Genomic DNA, 20,747 nt, shown 5'->3' with positions numbered 1-20,747 from the left:
CAGATCACTGTCGCCGTGTTTTACGCTCCGGAGGTCGGTGCGCCCGACTTGCGTACCGTGCGCCTGCCCCGTGGCGCCACGGCGGAACAGGCGGTGCAGGCCAGCGGCATGCCCGCGGCGCATCCCGAACTGGCCCAGCTCGATCTGCGCTGGGGCGTGGACGGACGCCGCGTGCTGCCCCAGCACGAACTGCGCGACGGCGACCGCATCGACCTGTGCCGGCCGCTGCAGGTCGATCCGATGACCGCGCGCCGCCTGCGCGCCACAGTGGCCAGGGCGTCAAAGCCACGCGGCTGAAACCGGCGCGGGCAGCGCGGCAGCCGCCCCGGTGAACTGCACCCGGCCATCTCCCAACACGACCACGCGGTCCGCGCGTTGCAGCGCCCACGGCTTTTGCTCGACCAGCAGCAGGCCCAGCTTCTTGGCGCGCAGCTGGTCAAGCAGGGCGGCAGTGGCCTGCACGCGCTGCGGTGCCAGACCCTCGGTCGGCTCATCCAGCAGCAGCAGCCGCGGGTTGCCCATCAACGCGCGGGCGATCGACAGCATCTGCTGCTCGCCGCCCGAGAGCGCCTGTGCCGGGGTATGCAGCCGCGCGGCAAGCGCCGGAAACAGCGCGAGCACGCGGCCCTCGTCCCACGTGCTTGCCGCGGCAAGGGCTGCACGCCTGGCGCCCAGGCGCAGGTTCTGCCGCACGGTCAGATGCGCAAACACATCGCGCTGCTCGGGCACGTAGCCCAGCCCCAGCCGGGCGCGGCGGTGGGTGGGCAGTGCGAGCAGGTCATGTCCGCCCAACCGCACCGCGCCGCTGGCGGCAATCAGCCCCATCAGCGCCTTGAGCAGGGTGCTGCGCCCGCTGCCATTGCGGCCGAGCAGCAGCACCAGCTCGCCGGCACGCAGCTGTAGATCGACGCCGCGTAGCACCTGCACCGGGCCGTAGCTGGCATGCAGCAAGCGCACGTCCAACAGCGGCGCGCTCATGTGGCCAGTCCCAGATAGACAGCCTGCACCTGTGGATCGGTGCGAATCTGCTGCGGCGCGCCGTCAGCCAGCATCCGGCCCTGGTGCAGCACAATCACCCGCGTGGCCAGGCGAAACACCGTGTCCAGATCGTGCTCGATCAGTAGCAGGGTGCGGCCTTCGCAGACCTGCCGGATCAGATCGACCATCTGCGCGGCCTGCGCTCTGCTCATGCCTGCGGTCGGCTCATCGAGCAGCAGCAGCGGTGCCTGCCCGACCAGCGCCAGACCGAGTTCGAGCGCACGCAGGCGGGCGTAGTCGAGTCGATGGGCCGGCAGATTGGCCTCGGGTTCGAGCCGCAGGGCGCGCAGCCACCGCGCGGTGTGCTGCTGCAGCGCAGTGTCTCGATCCACGCGCCGCAGCCAGTTGCCGCCGACATGCGGCAGCAGCGCGCAGCGCAGGTTGTCGGTCACGGTGAGATGTCCGAACACCTGCGGCGTCTGAAAGCCGCGTCCCACCCCGGCGCGGGCGATCTGCGGCGGACTCAGGCGGTCGATGCGCCGCCCGTCCAGCCACACACTGCCGGCGCGCAACGGTCGCAGGCCACTGATCACCTGAAACAGCGTGCTCTTACCCGCGCCGTTGGGGCCGATGATCGCCACGCGCTCGCCACGTTGCACCTGCAGACTCAGGTCGGCGAGTACCGGCTGGCTGCCGAGCACGCAGGTCAGCGCGCGTACATCGAGCAGCGGTGCGCAGCCCGTGGTGTTCATTGCGGTGGATGCTCCATGCGCAGCTGCCACGCCAACGCGCGCCCAACCATCGCACCCAGCGCTAGCCCCGTGACCGCCAGCAGCGCGGCGCCAGCCCAGACGTCGGCGTGGTGCGGCTGCAGGTTCAGGCCATACAGCCGTAGCAGTCCATCCCCCTGCAGCCGCTGGCGCACGGCGTAGAGCAGTTCGATCAGGCTGGTCAAGCCCACGACGGCAAAAGCGGCGCACACCATCAGCGCGGCCAGGCCCCAGAGCAGATCGGCGCGGCGGGCTGCCTGCAGCCTGCGCAGCAGATCGCGCAGCACCGCGCTCAAGCCCTGCGGCGCCCAGATCACGATGCCCAGAAACCCCAGCCCGACATACAGCATCCATGCCTGCGACACCATGGCCAGTAGCACCTCGCTGCCCACCATCATCCACGCCCCGAGCAGCGCACCCCACACCGTGCCGCTGCCCGCAGCCAGGCTGAACAGCAGCGCCATGCTCGAGTGCTGCAGCCCCAGGGTCCCGGCGCTGACCTGTTCGGTTTGCATGGTCTGTAGCGCACCAGCCAGACCGGCGAGAAAGGCGCTGGGCAGCAGCACCAGCAGCCGTACGCGACGCGGGGCGATGCCACTGACTGCCGTGCGCAGCGGGTTGTCGCGTACCGCACGGGCAAGCAGCATCAGGCGCGTGCGGTCCAGCCAGTGCAGCAGCACCGCACCCAGCAGCACATACCCGGCGCTCACGGCATACACCTGACGCTGCGACAGCAGGTTCAGGCCCAACCAGACCGGCCCTTGCGTGCGGTCGGTAGACACGCCACCCTCGCCGCCGAAAAACCCCTGCAGCATCGGCGCCAGCAGCGCCACCAGCACGCCCAGCCCGAGCGTGGTCATCGCAAAGCTCAGGCCGCCGCGCCGCACGCTCAGCGGCCCGGCCAGCAGCGCCACCGCCACGGCGAACAGCCCGCCGTAGAGCGGCACCAGAACGAACGGCAGCGGCCAGCCGTGCGCGGCGATCGCATTCATCGCATGCGCAGCGGCATACGCGGCCAGTCCCGAGAACAGCGCCTGACCAAAGCTCAACAGCCCGACACGGGTGTGCAGCAGGCCGATGGACAACAGCAGCAGCCAGGCGCTGGCTGCTTGCGCCAACAGGCCAAAGCCCGCGCCGTCCAGCGGCAAGGCCAGCGGCAGCACAGCGACTAGGGTGAACAGCAACGGCCCGCGCGCCGCCGCCGGCACGGTGGGGCGGCTCACAGCGCCTCGTCCCGGCCGAGCGTGCGGGTCAGGCCCTGCGGCCTGAACGCCAGCACCATCACTAGCAGTGCGTATGGCAGCAGCGGCGCGGCGCGCGACAGATCCAGATGCAGCAGGCTGAGGATGATGCTGCTACCCGCAGGCCATGCGGCAGGCGCACTCCAGCCCAGGCGCTGCAGACCGTCGGCCAGCGATCCGTTCACCGCCACCGCGAGGGTCTGCAGCTCGCCCACCAGCAACGCGCCCAGCAGCGCCCCGCGCAGCGACCCCAGCCCGCCGATGATGATGACCGCAAACAGCAGCGCGCCCATCTGCGCTGCCATGCCCGGCTCGGTGACCAGCAGCGGCGCGCCCACCGCGCCGGCCAGCCCGGCCAGCGCCCCGCCGGCAGCGAACACCAGGGTCTGCACCGCAGGCACGTCATGCCCCAGCGCCGACACCATGGGCGCGTTGCCGAGCGCCGCCTGCACCACCAGCCCGATGCGCGTGCGCCACAGTAGCAGCCAGGCTGCACCCAGCGCGGCCAGCGCCACTGCCATGACAAAGCCGCGATAGACCGCGAAGTCCAGCCCGCCCAGCCGGAACAGGCTGCCCTGTAGGGCGGCCGGAATGCCATAAGGTATCGACGCGCTGCCCCACAGCAGCCGCGCGGCCTCCACCAACACCACACCGAAGGCGAAGGTGGCGAGCATCTCGGGCAGATGCCCCTGCGCACGCACCCGCCGCAGTACCGCCAGCTCGAACAAGGCGGCGACCGCCGCCACCGCCGGTGGCGCGATCAGCAGACCGCCCCAGAAGTCTAGCCACTGCCCGGCCTGCCAGGCCAAATACGCACCGAGCATGTAAAAACTGCCATGCGCAAAATTGAGTACGCCGAGCAGCGAAAAGATCAGCGTCAGTCCGCTCGCCAGCAGAAACAGCAGCAGGCTATAGCTCAGACCGTTGAGCAGCGACAGCAGCAGGGCTTCCATGCACGCGCTGGCGTAGACATGCGGCAGGCCGCACGCAGGAGGGCGCCTAGTTCGCGCCGCCCACCGCGCTGGCCCGCACCTTGGGCGGCTTGATCGGATAGATTTCGGTGGTCAGCGGCCGCTGCATGCTGCACTGCGCAGGCAGCATGGTTTGCTGCGGCGGGTAGGTGCGGTCCAGGGCGAAGGTGTAGCCAGTGTTCTCGACGTCGTACGGATTGGCCGCGGACACCGGCTGCCAGGTGCTGACATAGATCGGCTGCAGCAGTTGATGGTCGGCCGCGCGCATGGTCACCTCGCCGTTGAAGGTGTGGAAGGTCAGTCCCTCCATCGCGCTGGCGACCTTGATCGGCTCGAGGCTGTGCGCCTTGGTCATCGCCGCGGTCAGTAGCAGCAGCCCGGTGTAGGTGACCGGCACCGAAAAGTCCTGCTTGTACTTGTCGCGAAAGCCTTTTTGCAGGCTTTGTAGCGTGCCGGGCAGATTGGGTTCGCTGTAGTACACCAGCTTCACCCGCCCGGCGTCGTGCAGGCCGATTTCGCTGGGCGCGCCCAGGCTGCTGGCGTAGAAGGTGTAGAGATCGGCCTTGAGCCCACCTTGCTGCGCGGCCTTGATCAGCAGGGTCAGGTCCGGCCCCCAGTTGGCGGTGATGATGCAGTCGGCCTTGGCCGCCTGCACCTTGGCGATGTAGGGAGAGAAATCCTTGACCTGCCCGAGCGCAACAAAGTCCTCGCCGACGATCTGGATGTCCGGGCGTTTGAGCGCAAGCATCTCACGCGCATATTTGGCCACCTGATGGCCGAAGGAATAGTCCTGCTCGATGAGGTAGATGCGGCGGATGTCCGGGCGGTTGCGGATGTCGTCGGTTAGCGCCTGCATGGTCATCGGCACGCTGGGCTGCAGTGCGAAATGCCAGAAGCTGCAGTCGCTGCCGGTCAGCGCCGGATCGACCGCGGCATAGTTCAGATACACCACTTCCTTGCCCGGATGTCGCGCGTTGTGCCGGCTGACCGCCTTGGACAGCGCCAGCGCCGCGCCCGAGCCGTCGCCCTGCAGCACATAGCGGATGCCCTGGTCGACCGCGGCCTGCAGGGCGTTGACCGTGTCCTGCACCGCGCCCTTGTTGTCGAACGGCACGATCTCGAACCGCACCCCGGCAGTGTTGCCGCGGTTGACCCGCTCGGCGACGAACTGCCAGCTCTGCAGCTGGTTCTGGCCGATCGCGGCAAACGGGCCGGTCAATGGGTCGATGAACGCGAGCTTGACCACAGGAAGCTCGCGCGCACGCACGGGCGCCGCGCCCAGCAACAGGCTCCCGGCCAGGGTGGAAAGAAACTGTCTGCGCGTAGTGGAGTGCATGGGGTTGTCTGTCTGTTCAGGGACGAAACCAGACGCCAATGCTATTGCATCCCCCGCCCCTTCCCAGCTTCCCCTACGGGGTGGGGGTGGTGCGGTGGCGGCCGCGAGGCCGCCTCGCGCTGCGGTCAGAACGCCACCGTGCCGCGCAGATAGATGCTGCGGCCGGGGCCGGGCACGGCGATGCCCCAGGGAACGCCGTTGATCGACATGGTCGTGCCCTGGCCGACGTAGGCGCCGCCGGTGGGCAGGAAGTACAACTTGTTCAGCAGGTTCTCGACGCCGAAGTCCACCCGCGCCTGCTTCCAGCCGTAGGAGGCGCGCAGGTTGAGCAGCCCGTAGCCGCCGCTGGGGATTTCGTTACGCACTGCGGACACATCGGTCTTGGCCTTGACCAGCAACCACTCGAGCGCATTGTTCCAGCCACCCAGGGACTGCGTGAGCGTGATGCGGGCGTTGGCCGGCATGATGCCGTAGAGATCGTCGCCGGTGGTGCGGTTTTCGCCGCGGGTATAGCTCACGACCGCCTGCACTCCGAGCTTGCCGACCGGGCTGTCGCCCAGCGGCAGCTTGCCTGCGAGGTTGATGCCGTACAACCGCGCGCTCTGGTTGACGTACTTGAGCACGACAAACTTGTTTTTCGTGGGCATGGCAGCTGGGGCGTTGCTCGCCGCGTCCCACTGCACCGCGTCGATGAAGTCGGCGATGTGCGTGAAGAACGGCTGGGCGCTGAACTGCCAGGATTTGCCGGCGGCGTGCCAGTTGAACTCGGCCGATAGCGTGGTGGCCTTTTCCGGTTTGAGCTCTGGGTTGCCAATGTAGCCGTTGCCGTCGCCGACGAAGTTGTTCATGATCGCCGCCATGTTCCAGGTGCTCCAGGGGTAGCGCTGATAGAGGTTGGGCGAGCGCGCGTTGTGGGAGAGACCGACTGCGATGTCCTGCGTGGGCGAGAGGGTCCAGCGCGATTGCAGCGCGGCGTCGATGTTGGTGTCGGTGCGCTTGCGGCTGGTGGCATTGAACGCGTCGGCGTCGCGCTTCTGGTAGGACATCATCGTGCCCATGCCGTTGCTGTTGGCGTAGCCGTGTACCGGGCCAGCGTCGGTGCTGACGCGCTCGATGCGCAGGCCAGCGAGCGTTTGCCAGGCGGCTGTCCACTGCCTCTGCCACTCGCCCCAAACCCCGGCACGGTCGCGCTGCCCGTCGTTCACATTGAGGAAGGTGTCCGGCCACATCATGCCGCCAGACGGGGTCCAGTAGTCGTCGAGGTGATAGCGCTGCACGTCCAGCCCGATGCGCAGCACGTCATTCGGGGAGAGGTCGACGCTCGCTTTGAGCTTGGTGCCAGTGGTGTGGCTGGTCGTATACATCGGCATGCCCGCGGCGCAGGTCGGTGAGATCGGGCTGCAGGGATAGCCGCCAACACCGCCTTGCATAGTCTGGCTGCCGTACCAGAAGCGCTTGTCCGGCCCGAAGTCCATGAAGTGATCGACGGTTTCATGGTAGAGGCGGGCGTCGAGTCTGCCCCAGCCGAACTGCTTGACCCAATGCAGGTTCACGCGCTTTTCGGTGTTGTCCAGCATGTCCATGCGCTGGTTGGGGTAGAGCTGGTATGGCACTTCCTGATAGCCCAGGCCGAGTTCGAGCAGTTGATCCGCGCCCCTCCACGCCAGCCCCAGGGTGTGGTTGCGCACGTCGTAGGCGGTCGAGCCGACCACGTCGCGCCCGAGCATGACCCCGGGCCGGCCGGTCGCGGTGAAAGGCTTGAAATCGGCTGCTGCCGAGTCGTCATTCGCCTTGACCAACGCGCCGTCGTAGCGGATGGCAAACGAAGCCGTGCCATAGTGCGCGGACAGGCCCAAGCTGCGCGCGTCGCCGTTGCTCGCGCCGCCGGCGCTGATCTCGCCGCCGGCGATGCTTGCCTGCCCTGCGAGGGCGAATTGCGGCGCGCGGGTCTCGACCAGGATTGCGCCGCCGAGCCCGTCCCCGCCGACCGACACTGGCGCCATGCCCGCCGGATAGACGACGACGCTTTGCACCTGCGATGGCGAGGCGTACGACAGGACAGGGTTCATGTGGTTCGGGCAGCTGGCGATCAGTCCCATGCCGTCGAGCTGGACCGCCAGCCGGTCATCCGACAGCCCGTTGTACTGCGGCAGCCCCGAGACGCCGCCGGCGGCGTTGACCGACAGCCCCGGCAGCCCGAGCAGCAGGCTTGCGGTGTCGTTGATGGCGGCGCGGCGGGCGGCCAGGTCGAGTGCGCCTTGCCACTGCGCCCAGCTGCTGCCGGATGAACCGGTGACGACGACGGGCTCGAGCGTGGTCTGCGCCGAAACCGGCGCTGCAAGTGCGGCAAGCGCCGCAGCCAGCGCGAGCCACAGCACGGTGCGTTGCGCGGAAGAAGGCGAGGAGAGGGTGGTTTGCATGGACAATCCCGGAGCAGAGTTGAAACCTGATGTGACAAAACCTAAAGCTCCGCACTCTAAAAACCGCAAAAGCCGACGCTCTGCGACAAAACGTCGCGTTTGTCTCGCGTACGGCACAGGGGATTTCCCGAAATGACCACGCTCGCCCCCGCCGAATGTTTCGTCCTGTTCGACGACGCGCAGTCCAGCGCGGCGCATCCGACCAGCCGGCTGCTGCGCGCGCCGCTGGCGCAGTATGTGGCGCGGCAGGCGGACGAGGCGCGGTCGGTGCTGGCCGAGCTGGATGGCGCGCTCGCGCAGCAGCACGTGGCGCTGTTCCTCGCGTACGAGGCCGCGCAGGCGCTGGCCGATCTGCCGGTCAGGCCGCCGGCGCCGGGCGCGGCCCCACTGGTCGAACTGCTGTGCTTCGACGCGGTGCAGATGCTCAGCGCCGATGAGGTTGCGCGCTGGCTCGACGCGCAGATCGCCGCCTTGTCCGCGACAGCCGCGACGCGGCCTTGCGGTGTTGCCGAGTTGCGCGCCGGGATCAGCCAGGCGGACTACACCCAGGCGTTTGCGCAGATCGTCGAGCATTTGCGAGCCGGCGATAGCTACCAGATCAACTTCACCTGGCCGCTCGAAGGCTTCGCCTACGGCCATCCGATTGCGCTGTACGCCGCGCTGCGCCGCGCGCAGCCGACGCGCTACGGCTGTCTGGCGCGGCTGGGCGCGCGCTGGGTGCTGAGCTTCTCGCCCGAACTGTTTTTCGCCCGCGACGGCGCATTGCTGCACGCGCGGCCGATGAAAGGCACCGCGGCGCGCTGCGCCGACGCGCAGGCCGACGCGCTGGCCGCGCAGCAGCTTGCCGCCGACGCGAAAAACCGCGCCGAGAATCTGATGATCCTCGACCTGCTGCGCAACGACCTCGGACGGCTGGCGCAGCCTGGTTCGGTGCGCGTGCCCGAGCGCTTCACCATCGAGCCATACCCGACAGTGTGGCAGATGACCTCCAGCGTGCAGGCTCGGCTCGACCCGCGCTGTGGCGAGATCGGCTGGACCGCGCTGTTCGCCGCACTGTTCCCCTGCGGCTCTGTGACCGGCGCGCCCAAGCGCATGAGCATGGACATCATCCGCCGGCTCGAAGCGCAGCCGCGCGGACTCTACACCGGCGCGATCGGCTTCGTCGCGCCGCGCAGCGCCCCGCAGGGGCCGCTGGCCGTGTTCAGCGTGCCGATCCGCACCCTCGAGCTGGACGCTGCGTTGCAGACTGCGGGCGAGGGCGCCGGCATGCGCGCGCTGCGCGCCGGCGTCGGCAGCGGGGTGGTCATTGATTCCAACCCGGCCGCCGAGTGGCAGGAGTGCTGGGACAAGCTGCGCTTTCTCACCGCGTTTGACCCCGGCTTCGGCCTGATCGAGACCTTTGCCGCGCTGTGGCCGCAGCAGACCGAGCGCATCGAGCGGCATCTGGCGCGGCTGGCGGCCTCGGCCGCGTTCTTCGGCTTTGCCTGCGATCTACCGGCGCTGCGCGCGGCGATCGCGCAGGCGCATGCGAGGCGCGAGGTCGAGTGCAGCGCACCCGATGCGCCGCCCGCTGGCGACAGCCCCTGGCAGCGCGCCTGCGCCGCGCTCGCCCCGGCGCCGTGGCGCACGCGGCTGGTGCTGCGCAAGTCTGGCGCGTTCACGCTCGACGTGCAACCGCTGCCGGCATCGCTGCCACAACCGGTGCGGCTGCTGCTTGCACGCGAGCGGCTCGACCCGCTCGACCCCTTTTTGCGCCACAAGACCACGCACCGCGCCGCGTACGACGCCGCCTGGCGCGCCGCCCAGGCGCAGGGCGCGTTCGACCAGCTGTTCTGCAACACCCGCGGCGAGCTCTGCGAAGGCGCGCGCAGCACGCTACTGCTCGAACTCGACGGCCAGTGGTGGACGCCGCCGCGCGCAAGCGGCCTGCTGCCGGGCGTAGCGCGGCAGTGGCTGCTCGATGCGGGCGTCTGCGCCGAGCGCGTGTTGCTGCCGGCGGATCTGCGCCGCGCGCGGCGGATCGCGGTGGTCAACAGCGTGCGCGGCGTGCTCGCGGCGATACCCCCAGACGAGACCCCGGCACCGTAGGCCACGCCCGCAGCGGCGGCGCGCGCATGGCATCATGCCCGGCATGAGCACCGTCGCCCTCGTCTGGTTCAAGCGCGATCTGCGCGTCGCCGACCATATGCCGCTGGCCGAAGCCGCGCGCTGCGACGCGGCGCTGGCGCTCTACATCGTCGAGCCGCAGTGGATCGCCAGCCCCGAGTGCGACGCGCAGCATGTGCAGTTTGCGCGCGACGGGGTTCTGGAGTTGCGCGCCGCGCTTGCCGCGCGCGGGCTGGCGCTGCTGGTGCGGCAGGGTGAGGCGGTCGAGGTGCTCGATGTGTTGTGGCAGCAGCTGGCGTTCACGCATCTGTTCAGCCACGAGGAGACCGGCCCGGGCTGGAGTTACGCGCGCGACCGGCATGTGGCTGCCTGGTGCCGCCGGCGCGGCGTGATCTGGCAGGAGTGGCCGCAAAACGGCGTGGTACGGCGGCTGAAAAGCCGTGACGGCTGGGCCGAGCGCTGGCAGCAGCGCATGGACGCGCCGCTGATCGCCGCGCCGGCGCGGTTTCGCCCTGCGGCGACGCTCGCGCCGGGTGATTTCCCTTCGCTTGCCGCGCAGCGCCTGCGCCCATCGCGACCGACGCCGGCAGCTGGCGAGCGCGCCGCACGCGCGGTGCTCGACGACTTCCTGCAGCGCCGTGGCGACGGCTACCGCTTCAACCTCTCCAGCCCGGCGCGCGCCGAGCAGGGCTGCTCGCGGCTATCGCCGTATCTGGCCTTCGGCATGATCGGCATGCGGCAGGTGTACCAGGCCAGCCGTGCGCGCATCGCCGCGCTACGTGCTTCGGGCGAGCCGCAGGCGCGCAGCGTTGTCCGGCATCTGGAGGCGTTTGCCGCGCGGCTACGCTGGCACTGCCATTTCATGCAAAAGCTCGAAGCCGAACCGCAGATCGAGTTCCACAACTTTTCCCGCGCCTACGATGGGCTGCGCGAGGCCGAGTTCGACCGCATGCGCTTCGACGCCTGGCGTGAGGGTTGCACCGGCTATCCGATGGTCGATGCCTGCATGCGGTGTCTGAACGCCACCGGCTGGCTGAACTTCCGCATGCGCGCCATGCTAGTCAGCTTTGCCGCCTACCACCTCTGGCTGCACTGGCGCGAGCCGGGGCTGCATCTGGCGCGACAGTTCCTCGACTTCGAGCCCGGCATCCACTGGAGCCAGATGCAGATGCAGTCCGGCACCACCGGGATCAACACGCTGCGCATCTACTCGCCGCTCAAACAGCAGCAAGATCACGACCCACACGGCGAATTCATCCGCCGCTGGGTGCCCGAGTGGGGCACACCGGACTATCCGCCACCGATTATCGACGAGCGCGCGGCGCTGCGGCACGCCAAGGAACGCCTCGCCGCCATCCGCCGCAGCCCCGCCGCGCGTGAGCAGGCGCAAGCCGTGCAGCAGCGCCACGGCTCGCGCAAAAGCGGCCTGCCGCGCAGCGGCGTATCGACCCGCCGGCGCAGCGCATCGCCCGGGCAGCTCAAGCTGTTCGGTTGAACCTCATGCCCACGCGCGGCCACAAAGGCAACAAAGCCAGCCTGCCCAGCAAACCCTGCGCCGCCTGCGGCCGGCCGATGAGCTGGCGCCGCGCTTGGGCAAAGAACTGGGGGCAGGTGCGCTATTGCTCCGAGGCTTGCCGGCGCGCTGCCAGGCGCGAGCGCGGCTCCTTGCCGGAGAGCGGCGCATGAACACCCTGCCGCGCCCCTTGCCGCAGCCGCTGCGGCACCTGGTGCTGGTGCTCGGCGATCAGCTCGACGCTGCATCCAGCGCCTTCGACGGCTTCGACCCCGCACGCGACGCGGTGTGGATGGCCGAGGTCGCGGAAGAATCGACGCATGTGGGGTCGAGCCAGCCGCGCACTGCGCTGTTTCTCGCCGCGATGCGCCACTTCGCCGCGGAACTGGCCGCGCGCGGCTGGGCGCTGCACTACACCCAGCTGGACGATGCCGCCAACACCGGCACGTTTGGCGGCGAGCTTGCCCGCGCGGTGCAGGCGCTGCGTCCGCAGTCGCTGGTGCTGACCGCGCCGGGTGACTGGCGGGTGCTGCAGGCGCTGCGCGAGACGGCGCGGGCGCTTGCGCTGCCCTTCGAGCTGCGCGACGACCGGCATTTCTTTGCCACCGTGCGCGACTTCGCCGTGCACGCGCAGGGCCGCAAAAGCCTGCGCATGGAGTATTTTTACCGCGAGATGCGCCGCCGCCACCGCGTGCTGATGGACGGCGACGCCCCGGCTGAAGGTCAGTGGAACTTCGACGCGGACAATCGCGACAGTTTCGACCCGAGTACCGGCCCGCCGTCGCTGCCCGTGCCGCGCGGCTTTGCCCCCGATGCGATCACACGCGAAGTGATTGTGCTGGTGCGCGAGCGTTTTGCTACCCACCCCGGCGCGCTCGACGACTTCGACTGGCCGCTCACCCGCGCACAGGCGCTTGCCGCGCTTGACGATTTCATCGCTCAGCGACTGCCGGACTTCGGCCGCTGGCAGGATGCGCTCTGGCCTGGGCAGCCTTGGCTGTGGCACTCGCGGCTGTCGGCCGCGCTCAACCTGAAGCTGCTCGGCGCGCGCGAGGTGGTCGCGGCGGCCGAGGCCGCCTGGCGCGCAGGCGCGGCGCCGCTGCCGAGCGTGGAGGGCTTCATTCGCCAGATCCTCGGCTGGCGCGAGTATGTGCGCGGCATCTATTGGACGCGCATGCCGGCTTATGCCGAATCGAATGCGCTTGATGCGCAGACGCCGCTGCCAACGTTCTTCTGGAATGGCGACACCGACATGGTCTGCCTGCGCGATGCGCTCGCGCAAACGCTGCGGCTTGGCTATGCGCACCACATCCAGCGGCTAATGGTGATTGGCCTATACGCGCTGCTACTCGGCGTGCGCCCGCGCGAGATCAGCGCCTGGTTTCTCGCCGTGTATGTCGATGCGGTCGAGTGGGTCGAGCTGCCGAACGTCATCGGGATGAGCCAGTTCGCCGACGACGGGCTGATGGCAAGCAAACCCTATATCGCCAGCGGCAAATACATCGCGCGCATGAGCAGCGGTCGCTACTGCGCCACTTGCCGCTTCGACCCCGCGCAGCGCAGCGGCGAGCGCGCCTGCCCCTACACCGTGCTGTACTGGGATTTTTTGCTGCGGCACAAGGCGCTGCTCGCCGCCAACCCGCGCACCGTCATGCAGGTGAAAAACCTCGGGCGCTTGGACGCTGCCGAGCGCGCGCGCATCCAGGCGCAGGCCGCGGCACTGCGGGAGGCAGCGGCATGAATCCGGGAGGTGTTGGCATGAAGCATTCTGGCAGTGCAGGCAGTGCGGGCCCTCACCCAACCCTCGTCCAGGAGGAGAGGACTTTCTCGGCGCCGGCTGCAGCGGTGAAAAACACCGGAAATGCGTGCAGCGATTTTTCTCCTCCTCCCCCCGGGAGAGGCAGGTGTGAGGGGAAGTCGCGATGCGATCTGCACGCGCAAATCCTCCCCTCCACGCGCGCCGTCGCGCTCGAGCGCCTTGCCGCCGTGCGTCCAGCCGAGTACGCGCGCACGCGCAACCACCTGCTCGGTGCGGTCACGCGGCTGTCGCCCTATCTCACGCACGGTCTGCTCGGGCTGGCCGAGACGGTGGCAGCGCTGCGTGCGCGCCATGCCTTGCCGCTCGAACACAAGCTGGTGCAGGAGCTTGGCTGGCGCGCGTATTTTCAGCACAGCGCGCGGCATCTCGGTGGGGCGATCTTGCAGTCACTGCACGCCGGGGTTTTGCCGGACGCGGCTTATTCGCGCGAACTCCCCGACGACCTGCGCCGGGCCTGCACCGGCGTGCCGGCGATCGACCAGGCGGTGCGCACGCTCTACGCCACGGGCGATCTGCACAACCACGCGCGGCTGTGGCTGGCCTCTTACACCGTGCACCTGCGCAAGGTGCACTGGCGGGTCGGTGCCGACTGGATGATCGCGCACTTGCTCGACGGCGATCTGGCGAGCAACCATCTTTCTTGGCAGTGGGTTGCCGGCACAGCCAGCAACAAGCCATATCTGTTCAACGCCGACAACGTCGCGCGCTACGCGCCGGACGACTGGCACAGCGCGGGCACGGCGATCGACACCGACTACGCCTCGCTCGACGCCCTCGCGCGCAGCCCGCGCGCCCTCGCGCCCGCGCCATGCCATGCCGAGCCGACACCAGAGCCGCCGCGCTTTGCTGCGCCGCCGGATGACGGCTTTACCGCGCCGGATGCGGCCGCGGTCGCCGGCAGCGCGGTCTGGCTGGTGCACCCCTGGGCGCTGGGCGATCCGCCGCCGGGCCTCATGCCGCTGGCCGTGCTCGATGCCGACTGGCACGCGCGCTGGCCGTGGTCGGCAAGGCGTTGGGCCTTCGTCGCCACGCGCATGCGCGCGCTTGCGGCGCTGCGCTGGATCGCGCCAGCGCCGCAACTCGTCGCCGCGCTGCGGTCGGCACGCGCGGTGCACGGCTGGCGCAATCCGCATCTCGGCGCGGACTGGCAAGTGCTGCAGCTTGCCGAGACACCCGCGTGCTGGCCAGAGCCGCCGTCGGCCTGCCGCTCATTTTCCGCCTACTGGGCCTGGGTGCGCGCGCATGCGCCCAAGGCCACCGATCATCCCGCACAAGGGGCACTGTTCCATGACTGAAACCACCATCCCCATTGTCCTCGTCACCGGCGCGCGCGGCGGCATCGGCCGCGCGCTCTGCGGCCTGCTGCACGCACAAGGCTGGCGTGTGGCCGCCGTCGGGCGCGACGTCGCGCCGCTCGCCGACGTGCCGGCCAATGCGCGCATCGCCGCCGACACCACCACGCCCGAAGGCGCGGCCGCGGCAGTCGCCGACTGCACCGCGCAGCTCGGCGCGCCCACGCACCTAGCGCACTGCGTCGGCAACACGCTGATCGCACCGCTGCACCGCACTGCGGCGGCGCAATGGCGCGAGGTGCTGCGCGTCAACCTGGACAGTGCCATTGCCATGCTCGGCGCGTGGATCGAGTCGCGCCGCGCCGCGCAGCAGCCGGGCGCAGCAGTGTTGGTGAGCTCGGTGGTCGCGCAAATCGGTGTGGCCAACCACGAGGCGATCGCCGCGGCCAAGGCCGGCGTTGAGGGCCTGGTGCGCAGCGCCGCCGCCACCTACGCCGCGCAGGGCCTGCGCGTCAACGCCGTGGCGCCGGGCATGACCGACACGCCGCTGACCGCGGGCATGCTCAAAGTCCCGGCGATGCGCGAAGGTGCGGGCAAGCAATACCCGCTCGGCGGTGTGCAGACCGCCGAGCAGGTCGCGCAGGCGATGGCCTGGCTGTTGTCGGACGCGGCGGGCCGCATCACCGGCCATGTGCTGCCTGTCGATGGTGGCTTCACACACATCCGGCCGCTGGTGAAATGAGCGCGGGCGAGGCGTCTGCCGGGCCGGCAGACGCCAGGCGCGGGAGCGCCGCGCTGCTCGCGCACGGCTTCACAACCCGAAGTACGTCTCGCGCACGGCGTCGCTGGCCTGAAGTTCGGCGTGGGTGCCGGAAAAGCGCACCTTGCCGTGGTCGATCAGACGCGGCGGGTGTTATGCTGCATTGCAGCATGGTTCGAAGCCGCGCGGGGGGGCAAATCCGATGGGCATTCATTGCTTCGCTTCACGCCAACGGTTGCCGTTGTTGCAGGTGCGCACAGAGCGCTGACGCAAAATTGCGTGCGTTTCCCGTCATCACACCATTGCAGCAAACGCCCGCCATGAACGATCCCTTGGTTCACGTCGTCACGCATCCGCTGGTGCAGCACAAGCTCACCCTGGCGCGCAGCAAGGACACGACCACCGACAACTTCCGCCGCTTGGTGCGCGAGATCGCCGCGATGCTGGCCTACGAGGCCACGCGCGACCTGCCCACCGAACTGGTGGAGGTGAGCACTCCAGTGGCCGACTGCCGCATGCCCATCCTCGCTGGCAAGAAGCTGTGTCTGGTGTCCATCCTGCGCGCGGGCAACGGCATGCTCGACGGCATGATCGACCTGTTGCCCAACGCCAGAGTCGGCCACATCGGCCTGTACCGCAACCCCGACACGCTGGAGCCGGTGGAGTATTACTTCAAGGTGCCCGACGACATAGCCGACCGCCTGGTGATCGTGGTCGATCCGATGCTGGCTACCGGCAACTCGGCTGCCGCCGCGCTCACGCATCTCAAGCGCGCCGGGGCCACCACGTTGAAACTGGTCAATCTGCTGGCCGCGCCCGAAGGGCTGCGCACCGTGCGCGCCGCCCACCCCGATGTGCCCATCACCCTGGCAGCGATCGACGAGCGCCTCAACGACCACGGCTACATCGTCCCCGGGCTGGGGGACGCCGGTGACCGCATTTTCGGCACCAAGTGACGGCGCACCACCCCGACCTTCCACATTCCCCGCACGGAGCGCGACATGACTGACCGCTACTTTCCCCATTGGCACCTAAAAACCGGCGGGGTGATCGCCCCGGATGATCGACTGCCCGCGCCGCAGACCCTGGCGATGGGGCTGCAGCATGTGGTGGCGATGTTCGGCTCCACCGTGTTCGCCCCGCTGCTCATGGGCTTCAACCCCAATATCGCCATTCTGATGAGCGGCATTGGCACGCTGATCTTTTTTCTGGTCGTGGGCGGTCGGGTGCCGAGCTATCTGGGCTCGTCGTTCGCGTTCATCGGCGTGGTCATCGCCGCCACCGGCTATTCCGGCACGGGGCCGAATCCGCAGATCGGCGTGGCGCTGGGCGGCATCATCGCCTGCGGGGTGGTGTATGCGGCCATTGGTCTGGTCGTCATCGGTGCGGGGGTGAAATGGATCGAGCGGCTGATGCCGCCGGTGGTCACCGGCTCTGTGGTCGCGGTCATCGGGCTGAATCTGGCGCCGATCGCGATCAAGAGCCACGGCGCGAGTCATTTCGACGACTGGATGGCGCTACTCACTTTTGTCTGCATCGCGCTGGTGGCGGTCTACACCCGGGGCATGGTGCAGCGCCTGCTCATCCTGGTCGGGCTGCTGGCCGCCACCGCGGTCTATGCCGTGCTGACCAACGGCCTGGGACTGGGCAAGCCGCTGGAGTTCTCCGCCGTGGCGCAGGCGGCGTGGTTCGGCATGCCGACGTTTGCCACGCCCGAGTTCCAGCCACGCGCCATCGGCCTGATCGCCCCCGTCGTGGTCATCCTGGTGGCGGAAAACCTTGGCCACATCAAGGCGGTCACAGCAATGACAGGGCGCAATCTCGACCGCTACATGGGACGGGCGTTCCTTGGCGATGGGCTGGCCACCATCGTCTCCGGCGCGGCGGGCGGGACAGGGGTGACCACCTATGCCGAGAACATCGGCGTGATGGCCGCCACCCGGATCTACTCCACACTCATTTTCGCCACTGCAGCGGTGATCGCTATCGTGCTGGGCTTTTCTCCCAAGTTTGGCGCGCTGATCCAGCTCATCCCGCCGCCGGTGCTGCGCGGTGTGGCCATTGTGATCTTCGGGCTGATCGCGGTGTCGGGCGCGCGCATCTGGGTGGACAACAAGGTCGACTTTTCCGACAGCCGCAACCTCATCATCGTGGCGATCACCCTGATGTTGGGCACGGCCGATTTCACGCTCAAGTTCGGCGATTTCGCGCTGGGCGGCATCGGCACCGCGACCTTCGGCGCCATGGCGCTGCATGCACTGCTGAGCCGCGGCCGCCCACCGCAGCACGGGCCGGACCGGCTGCTCGACGCAGTGGAATGATGCTCGGCTGCGCACTGTTGCGACTTTGACATCTGCTGACGTGAAAACGCCTGCCGCTGCAGTCCAATGGATGTTTTGGGCAACAACGGATTCAGGCCGTGGACATTCAGACTATCGATCAGCAATATCAGCAGTTGCAAGCGCAGGCACAGCAGGTCGGGCAGCAGCTGCAGACGCTTGCCGGCAAACTGCAGGCTGCCGTGCAGGGCGGCAACCAGGATGCCCGCGAATGGTTGCTCGACCTGCGCGAGGTGGCGCTTGCGGTGCAGGCCGAGCAGCAGCAGATGATGCAGGTGCTGCAGGCGATTCATGCCATGTGGCAGAACCAGGCGCAGACCATGCCCGCGGCGATGCAGCCGGGCTACATGCCGCAGGGCATGATGGCGCAAAACGCTGCGGTGCAGGTGCCGCAGAGCGGCGGGCTGATGGGCGCGCTCGACGGCTTTCTCAACTCCGGCTTTGGCCGCGCCATCGAGATGGGCGCGGGCTTTGGCCTTGGGGATGACCTGATCAACAAGCTGTTCTGAGTGCCCTGCGCCCGCCGTGCACAGTTGCGGCAGACGCTTGCCTGCTAAACCAGACCCTCGAACAGCAGCACGTCGACCGGGTCGCCGGCCTGCACGGTGGCCTGGTCGTGGTGCAGCACGATCAGGCCGTGCGCCTGCGACATCGAGCTCAGCACCCCCGAGCCCTGGTTGCCGATTGCGCCGACCTGCCAGCGGCCGTCGGGCAGCAGGGTGAGCAGGCCGCGCTGGTATTCGGTGCGGCCCGGTTTCTTGCGCAGGGTCTGGGCGCTGATCGCGCGCAGCGTGGGCTGCGGCTGGGCACTGGCGCCCATGGCGTGGAGCAGGGCTGGGCGGACGAAGGCGTAGAAGGTCACCATCACCGCCACCGGGTTGCCTGGCAGGCCAAACAGCCAGGCGCTGTGCCCGCCAGCGCGCAGCTGCCCGAAGGCCAGCGGCCGCCCGGGCCGCATCGCAATGCGCCAGAACACCACATCGCCCATGCTCGAGAGGGTACTGCGCAGGTAGTCGGCCTCGCCCACGCTGACCCCTCCTGAGGTGATGACCACATCGGCGCATTCAGTCGCGGTGCGCAGCGCGGTTTCCAGTGCCTGTGGGCTGTCGGGCACCACGCCGAGGTCGATGATGTCGCAGCCCAGGCGCGCGAGCATCCCCCAGAGGGTGTAGCGGTTGCTGTCATACACGCAGCCCGGATCGAGCGGTTCACCCACTGAGCGCAGTTCGTCGCCGCTAGAAAAAAAGGCCGCGCGCAGTCTGCGCCGCACCGGCACCTCGGCCATGCCCAGCGAGGCGATCAGCCCCAGATCGGCCGGACGCAGCACCTTGCCGGCGGGCAGTGCGGTTTTGCCACGTGCCAGGTCTTCGCCGCGCAGGCGGCGGTTGTCGCCCGCGCGCACCACACCCTGCGGGATGATGACCGTCTCGCCCTGCACACGACAGAGTTCCTGCGGCACCACGGTGTCACACCCGGCTGGCATGACCGCGCCGGTCATGATCCGCACCGCGCTGCCTGCGGGCACGGTGCCGTCGAAGGCATGACCGGCCAGGCCACGCCCGGTGATTGTCAGAACCGTGTCACCCTGCGCCTGCAGATCGGCCCCGCGCAGGGCGTAGCCGTCCATTGCCGAGTTGTCGTGCGCCGGCACGTCGATGGGCGAGGCGATGTCCTGCGCCAACACACGACCGAGCGCGGCGCGGACCGACACGCGTTCGACCGCCCGCACCGGCTGCACGCTGGACTGGATGACGGCGAGCGCGGCATCCACCCGCAGGGCATTCGGGTCGTAGCCGGCAACACAGGAAATGATCTGCTGTAGATCGAAGGTGTCGGTCATGGCGAGTCGGTACGTTCCAGGCGCAGAAGGTCGGCCTGGGTGTTGATGTTCTCGAAGGCATGTACATTGTCGAAAGCGACGATTGCGGTCAGGTGCCGGGCGGTCCACTGGTCGATCTTGCTGCCGCCCGCTGCGACAAAGTCGCGCAGATCGTCGCGCAGCGTCGCATCCATCAGGCAGAACACCGGTTGCAGCCGCCCCCCCGCGCACGGCAGCGCGATGCGCGCTTGCGCCGCCAGCAAGCCCTGGGCGAGCCGATCGGCCAGATCGAGCGGCAGCAGAGGCGAATCGCACGGCGCGGTCAGCAAATATCGCGTGGTGCAGGCATCCAGCCCGGCGAGAAAGCCGGCCAGCGGCCCGGCAAAATCGGGCTGCGGGCCGTCGGTCACCACCGGCAAGCCCCAACTGCGATAGATGTCCAGATGCCGGTTGGCGTTGATCAGCAGCGGGCCGACCTGAGGCTGCAGCCGCTGGCGCACCTGTTGGGCCAGTGGCAGGCCGCGCCAGGGCTGCAGGCCCTTGTCGACCCCGCCCATGCGACTGCCGCGTCCACCGGCGAGCACCAGGCCGGTGATTTCGACTCGGTCGATGGTCTGCGGCATCTCAAGGCATCTCCCGCTCGTCCGGCTCGCGCACCTGACGGGTGGCATGCGAGGCATCGCCCTGGAGCACCGGGCCTTTCATGATGGACACCACCAGGCAGCCGATCGCCACGGTGAACACCAGGGTGGCATCGAGCAGGCTTACGCCCATGCAGAACATGTCGATCAGATCGCGCGCGGGCTGTGGGTCGCCTTGCACCAGGCCGGGTTGGTAGCCGGTCTTGAGCCATGCGCCCACCAGCCACGGGACGGTCACGCCAATGGCATAGGCCGGCAACAGCCAGCGGGTGATCGCCCGCTCGAGGCCGGGGGTTCCAGAGGAGGAGGCAGGGCGTGCTGGCATGGGCAGCATGCTACAGCCGTGCGCCGCCCGGTGAGTGATGCTGGTGTTCATAGCGCTGCTGGCAGGCGGTGCAGCGCAGCGCCGTGGGTTCGGCCATCAGCCGCGCGGGCGCGATCTCGGCGCCGCAGTCGATACACACGCCGAAGTCCGGCGTGTCCAGCCGCTGCAGCGCGCTGTCGATCGCCGCAAGCTCACTGGCGTCGCGCGCGGTCGAGGCGATTTCCACCGCGTCCATGGCCTCGACCACGGCCTCGTCATCGGTTTCACCGCGGTGGCTGCGCACGGCCAGCGTGCCGTCCTCGCTGATCGATTCGGCGCGCAGATCGGCCACCATCTGGGCACGGCGTTCGAGCAACTGGGTGCGCAGGGCCTCGCGCTGGTCTGGGGTGAGGGGCATGTCAGTCTCCTGAGGGCTTG

Annotated in this window: 20 protein-coding genes; 10 read left to right on the top strand and 10 right to left on the bottom strand. The window is 68.8% G+C overall.

From position 1 onward, the window contains the following. Window positions 1-15 precede the first annotated feature (15 nt). Window positions 16-297 carry an RnfH family protein gene (locus tag ACZ47F_RS00265; protein WP_464925313.1) on the top strand — a complete coding sequence of 94 codons (282 nt, stop codon included), beginning with the start codon at window positions 16-18 and terminating at the stop codon, window positions 295-297. Here the strand turns inward: ACZ47F_RS00265 and ACZ47F_RS00260 are convergent. The 6 genes from ACZ47F_RS00260 to ACZ47F_RS00235 form a co-directional block, all read right to left on the bottom strand. Further along, window positions 280-978 (bottom strand): ABC transporter ATP-binding protein, encoded by a 699-nt coding sequence (locus tag ACZ47F_RS00260; protein WP_464925312.1) that lies wholly within the window; start codon window positions 976-978, stop codon window positions 280-282. The genes ACZ47F_RS00265 and ACZ47F_RS00260 overlap by 18 nt on opposite strands. Beyond that, window positions 975-1,730: an ABC transporter ATP-binding protein gene (locus ACZ47F_RS00255; protein ID WP_464925311.1), complete on the bottom strand. Its 756-nt coding sequence runs from the start codon at window positions 1,728-1,730 to the stop codon at window positions 975-977. Before ACZ47F_RS00255 ends, ACZ47F_RS00260 begins: the two co-directional genes overlap by 4 nt. Next, window positions 1,727-2,971, bottom strand: coding sequence for a branched-chain amino acid ABC transporter permease (locus ACZ47F_RS00250; protein ID WP_464925310.1), 1,245 nt, complete (start codon window positions 2,969-2,971; stop codon window positions 1,727-1,729). The genes ACZ47F_RS00255 and ACZ47F_RS00250 overlap by 4 nt, the downstream gene beginning before the upstream one ends. Further along, window positions 2,968-3,942, bottom strand: coding sequence for a branched-chain amino acid ABC transporter permease (locus ACZ47F_RS00245; protein WP_464925309.1), 975 nt, complete (start codon window positions 3,940-3,942; stop codon window positions 2,968-2,970). The genes ACZ47F_RS00250 and ACZ47F_RS00245 overlap by 4 nt, the downstream gene beginning before the upstream one ends. 46 nt (window positions 3,943-3,988) lie before the next feature. Then, window positions 3,989-5,296, bottom strand: coding sequence for a branched-chain amino acid ABC transporter substrate-binding protein (locus ACZ47F_RS00240; protein WP_464925308.1), 1,308 nt, complete (start codon window positions 5,294-5,296; stop codon window positions 3,989-3,991). A 125-nt stretch (window positions 5,297-5,421) separates the two neighbouring features. Beyond that, window positions 5,422-7,716, bottom strand: coding sequence for a TonB-dependent receptor (locus ACZ47F_RS00235; RefSeq protein WP_464925307.1), 2,295 nt, complete (start codon window positions 7,714-7,716; stop codon window positions 5,422-5,424). 132 nt (window positions 7,717-7,848) lie between these two features. Between ACZ47F_RS00235 and pabB the strand changes: the two genes are divergently transcribed. The 9 genes from pabB to ACZ47F_RS00190 all read left to right on the top strand — a co-directional run bounded on the left by pabB (window position 7,849) and on the right by ACZ47F_RS00190 (window position 18,054). Further along, complete coding sequence (pabB, locus tag ACZ47F_RS00230) at window positions 7,849-9,804, top strand: aminodeoxychorismate synthase component I (protein WP_464925306.1); 1,956 nt, start codon at window positions 7,849-7,851, stop codon at window positions 9,802-9,804. A 43-nt stretch (window positions 9,805-9,847) separates the two neighbouring features. After that, window positions 9,848-11,317, top strand: a complete 1,470-nt coding sequence (locus tag ACZ47F_RS00225) for a cryptochrome/deoxyribodipyrimidine photo-lyase family protein (protein ID WP_464925305.1) — start codon at window positions 9,848-9,850, stop codon at window positions 11,315-11,317. Between the two features lie 5 nt (window positions 11,318-11,322). Further along, window positions 11,323-11,508 carry a DUF2256 domain-containing protein gene (locus ACZ47F_RS00220; protein ID WP_464925304.1) on the top strand — a complete coding sequence of 62 codons (186 nt, stop codon included), beginning with the start codon at window positions 11,323-11,325 and terminating at the stop codon, window positions 11,506-11,508. After that, a complete protein-coding gene (locus ACZ47F_RS00215; protein ID WP_464925303.1) occupies window positions 11,505-13,076 on the top strand; it encodes a cryptochrome/photolyase family protein in 1,572 nt (523 codons plus the stop codon). The genes ACZ47F_RS00220 and ACZ47F_RS00215 overlap by 4 nt, the downstream gene beginning before the upstream one ends. Before the next feature lie 245 nt (window positions 13,077-13,321). Further along, a complete protein-coding gene (locus ACZ47F_RS00210; RefSeq protein WP_464925302.1) occupies window positions 13,322-14,449 on the top strand; it encodes an FAD-binding domain-containing protein in 1,128 nt (375 codons plus the stop codon). Beyond that, complete coding sequence (locus ACZ47F_RS00205) at window positions 14,442-15,188, top strand: SDR family NAD(P)-dependent oxidoreductase (protein WP_464925301.1); 747 nt, start codon at window positions 14,442-14,444, stop codon at window positions 15,186-15,188. Before ACZ47F_RS00210 ends, ACZ47F_RS00205 begins: the two co-directional genes overlap by 8 nt. A gap of 338 nt (window positions 15,189-15,526) precedes the next feature. Further along, window positions 15,527-16,162: a uracil phosphoribosyltransferase gene (gene upp / locus ACZ47F_RS00200; protein WP_464925300.1), complete on the top strand. Its 636-nt coding sequence runs from the start codon at window positions 15,527-15,529 to the stop codon at window positions 16,160-16,162. A gap of 45 nt (window positions 16,163-16,207) precedes the next feature. Continuing rightward, the gene (locus ACZ47F_RS00195) at window positions 16,208-17,527 is read left to right on the top strand and encodes a solute carrier family 23 protein (RefSeq protein ID WP_464925299.1); all 1,320 of its coding nucleotides are present in this window, start codon (window positions 16,208-16,210) and stop codon (window positions 17,525-17,527) included. Between the two features lie 98 nt (window positions 17,528-17,625). Then, window positions 17,626-18,054, top strand: a complete 429-nt coding sequence (locus ACZ47F_RS00190; protein ID WP_464925298.1) for a hypothetical protein — start codon at window positions 17,626-17,628, stop codon at window positions 18,052-18,054. Between the two features lie 44 nt (window positions 18,055-18,098). Here the strand turns inward: ACZ47F_RS00190 and moeA are convergent, their stop codons facing one another. Genes moeA through ACZ47F_RS00170 form a run of 4 tightly spaced genes read right to left on the bottom strand, consistent with a single transcriptional unit; the run spans window position 18,099 to window position 20,727 of the window. After that, window positions 18,099-19,385: a molybdopterin molybdotransferase MoeA gene (moeA, locus tag ACZ47F_RS00185; RefSeq protein WP_464925297.1), complete on the bottom strand. Its 1,287-nt coding sequence runs from the start codon at window positions 19,383-19,385 to the stop codon at window positions 18,099-18,101. Beyond that, window positions 19,382-19,987, bottom strand: a complete 606-nt coding sequence (gene mobA, locus ACZ47F_RS00180; protein ID WP_464925296.1) for a molybdenum cofactor guanylyltransferase MobA — start codon at window positions 19,985-19,987, stop codon at window positions 19,382-19,384. The genes moeA and mobA overlap by 4 nt, the downstream gene beginning before the upstream one ends. 1 nt (window position 19,988) lies before the next feature. Then, window positions 19,989-20,330 (bottom strand): hypothetical protein, encoded by a 342-nt coding sequence (locus ACZ47F_RS00175; RefSeq protein ID WP_464925295.1) that lies wholly within the window; start codon window positions 20,328-20,330, stop codon window positions 19,989-19,991. 10 nt (window positions 20,331-20,340) lie between these two features. Next, on the bottom strand, window positions 20,341-20,727 hold the full coding sequence (locus tag ACZ47F_RS00170; protein WP_464925294.1) for a TraR/DksA family transcriptional regulator: 387 nt from the start codon (window positions 20,725-20,727) through the stop codon (window positions 20,341-20,343). Window positions 20,728-20,747 lie beyond the last annotated feature (20 nt).

The organism is Thiomonas islandica (assembly GCF_055383445.1).
The sequence above is the reverse complement of the archived record's forward strand: the minus strand, read 5'-3'. Positions and strand labels throughout refer to the sequence as shown.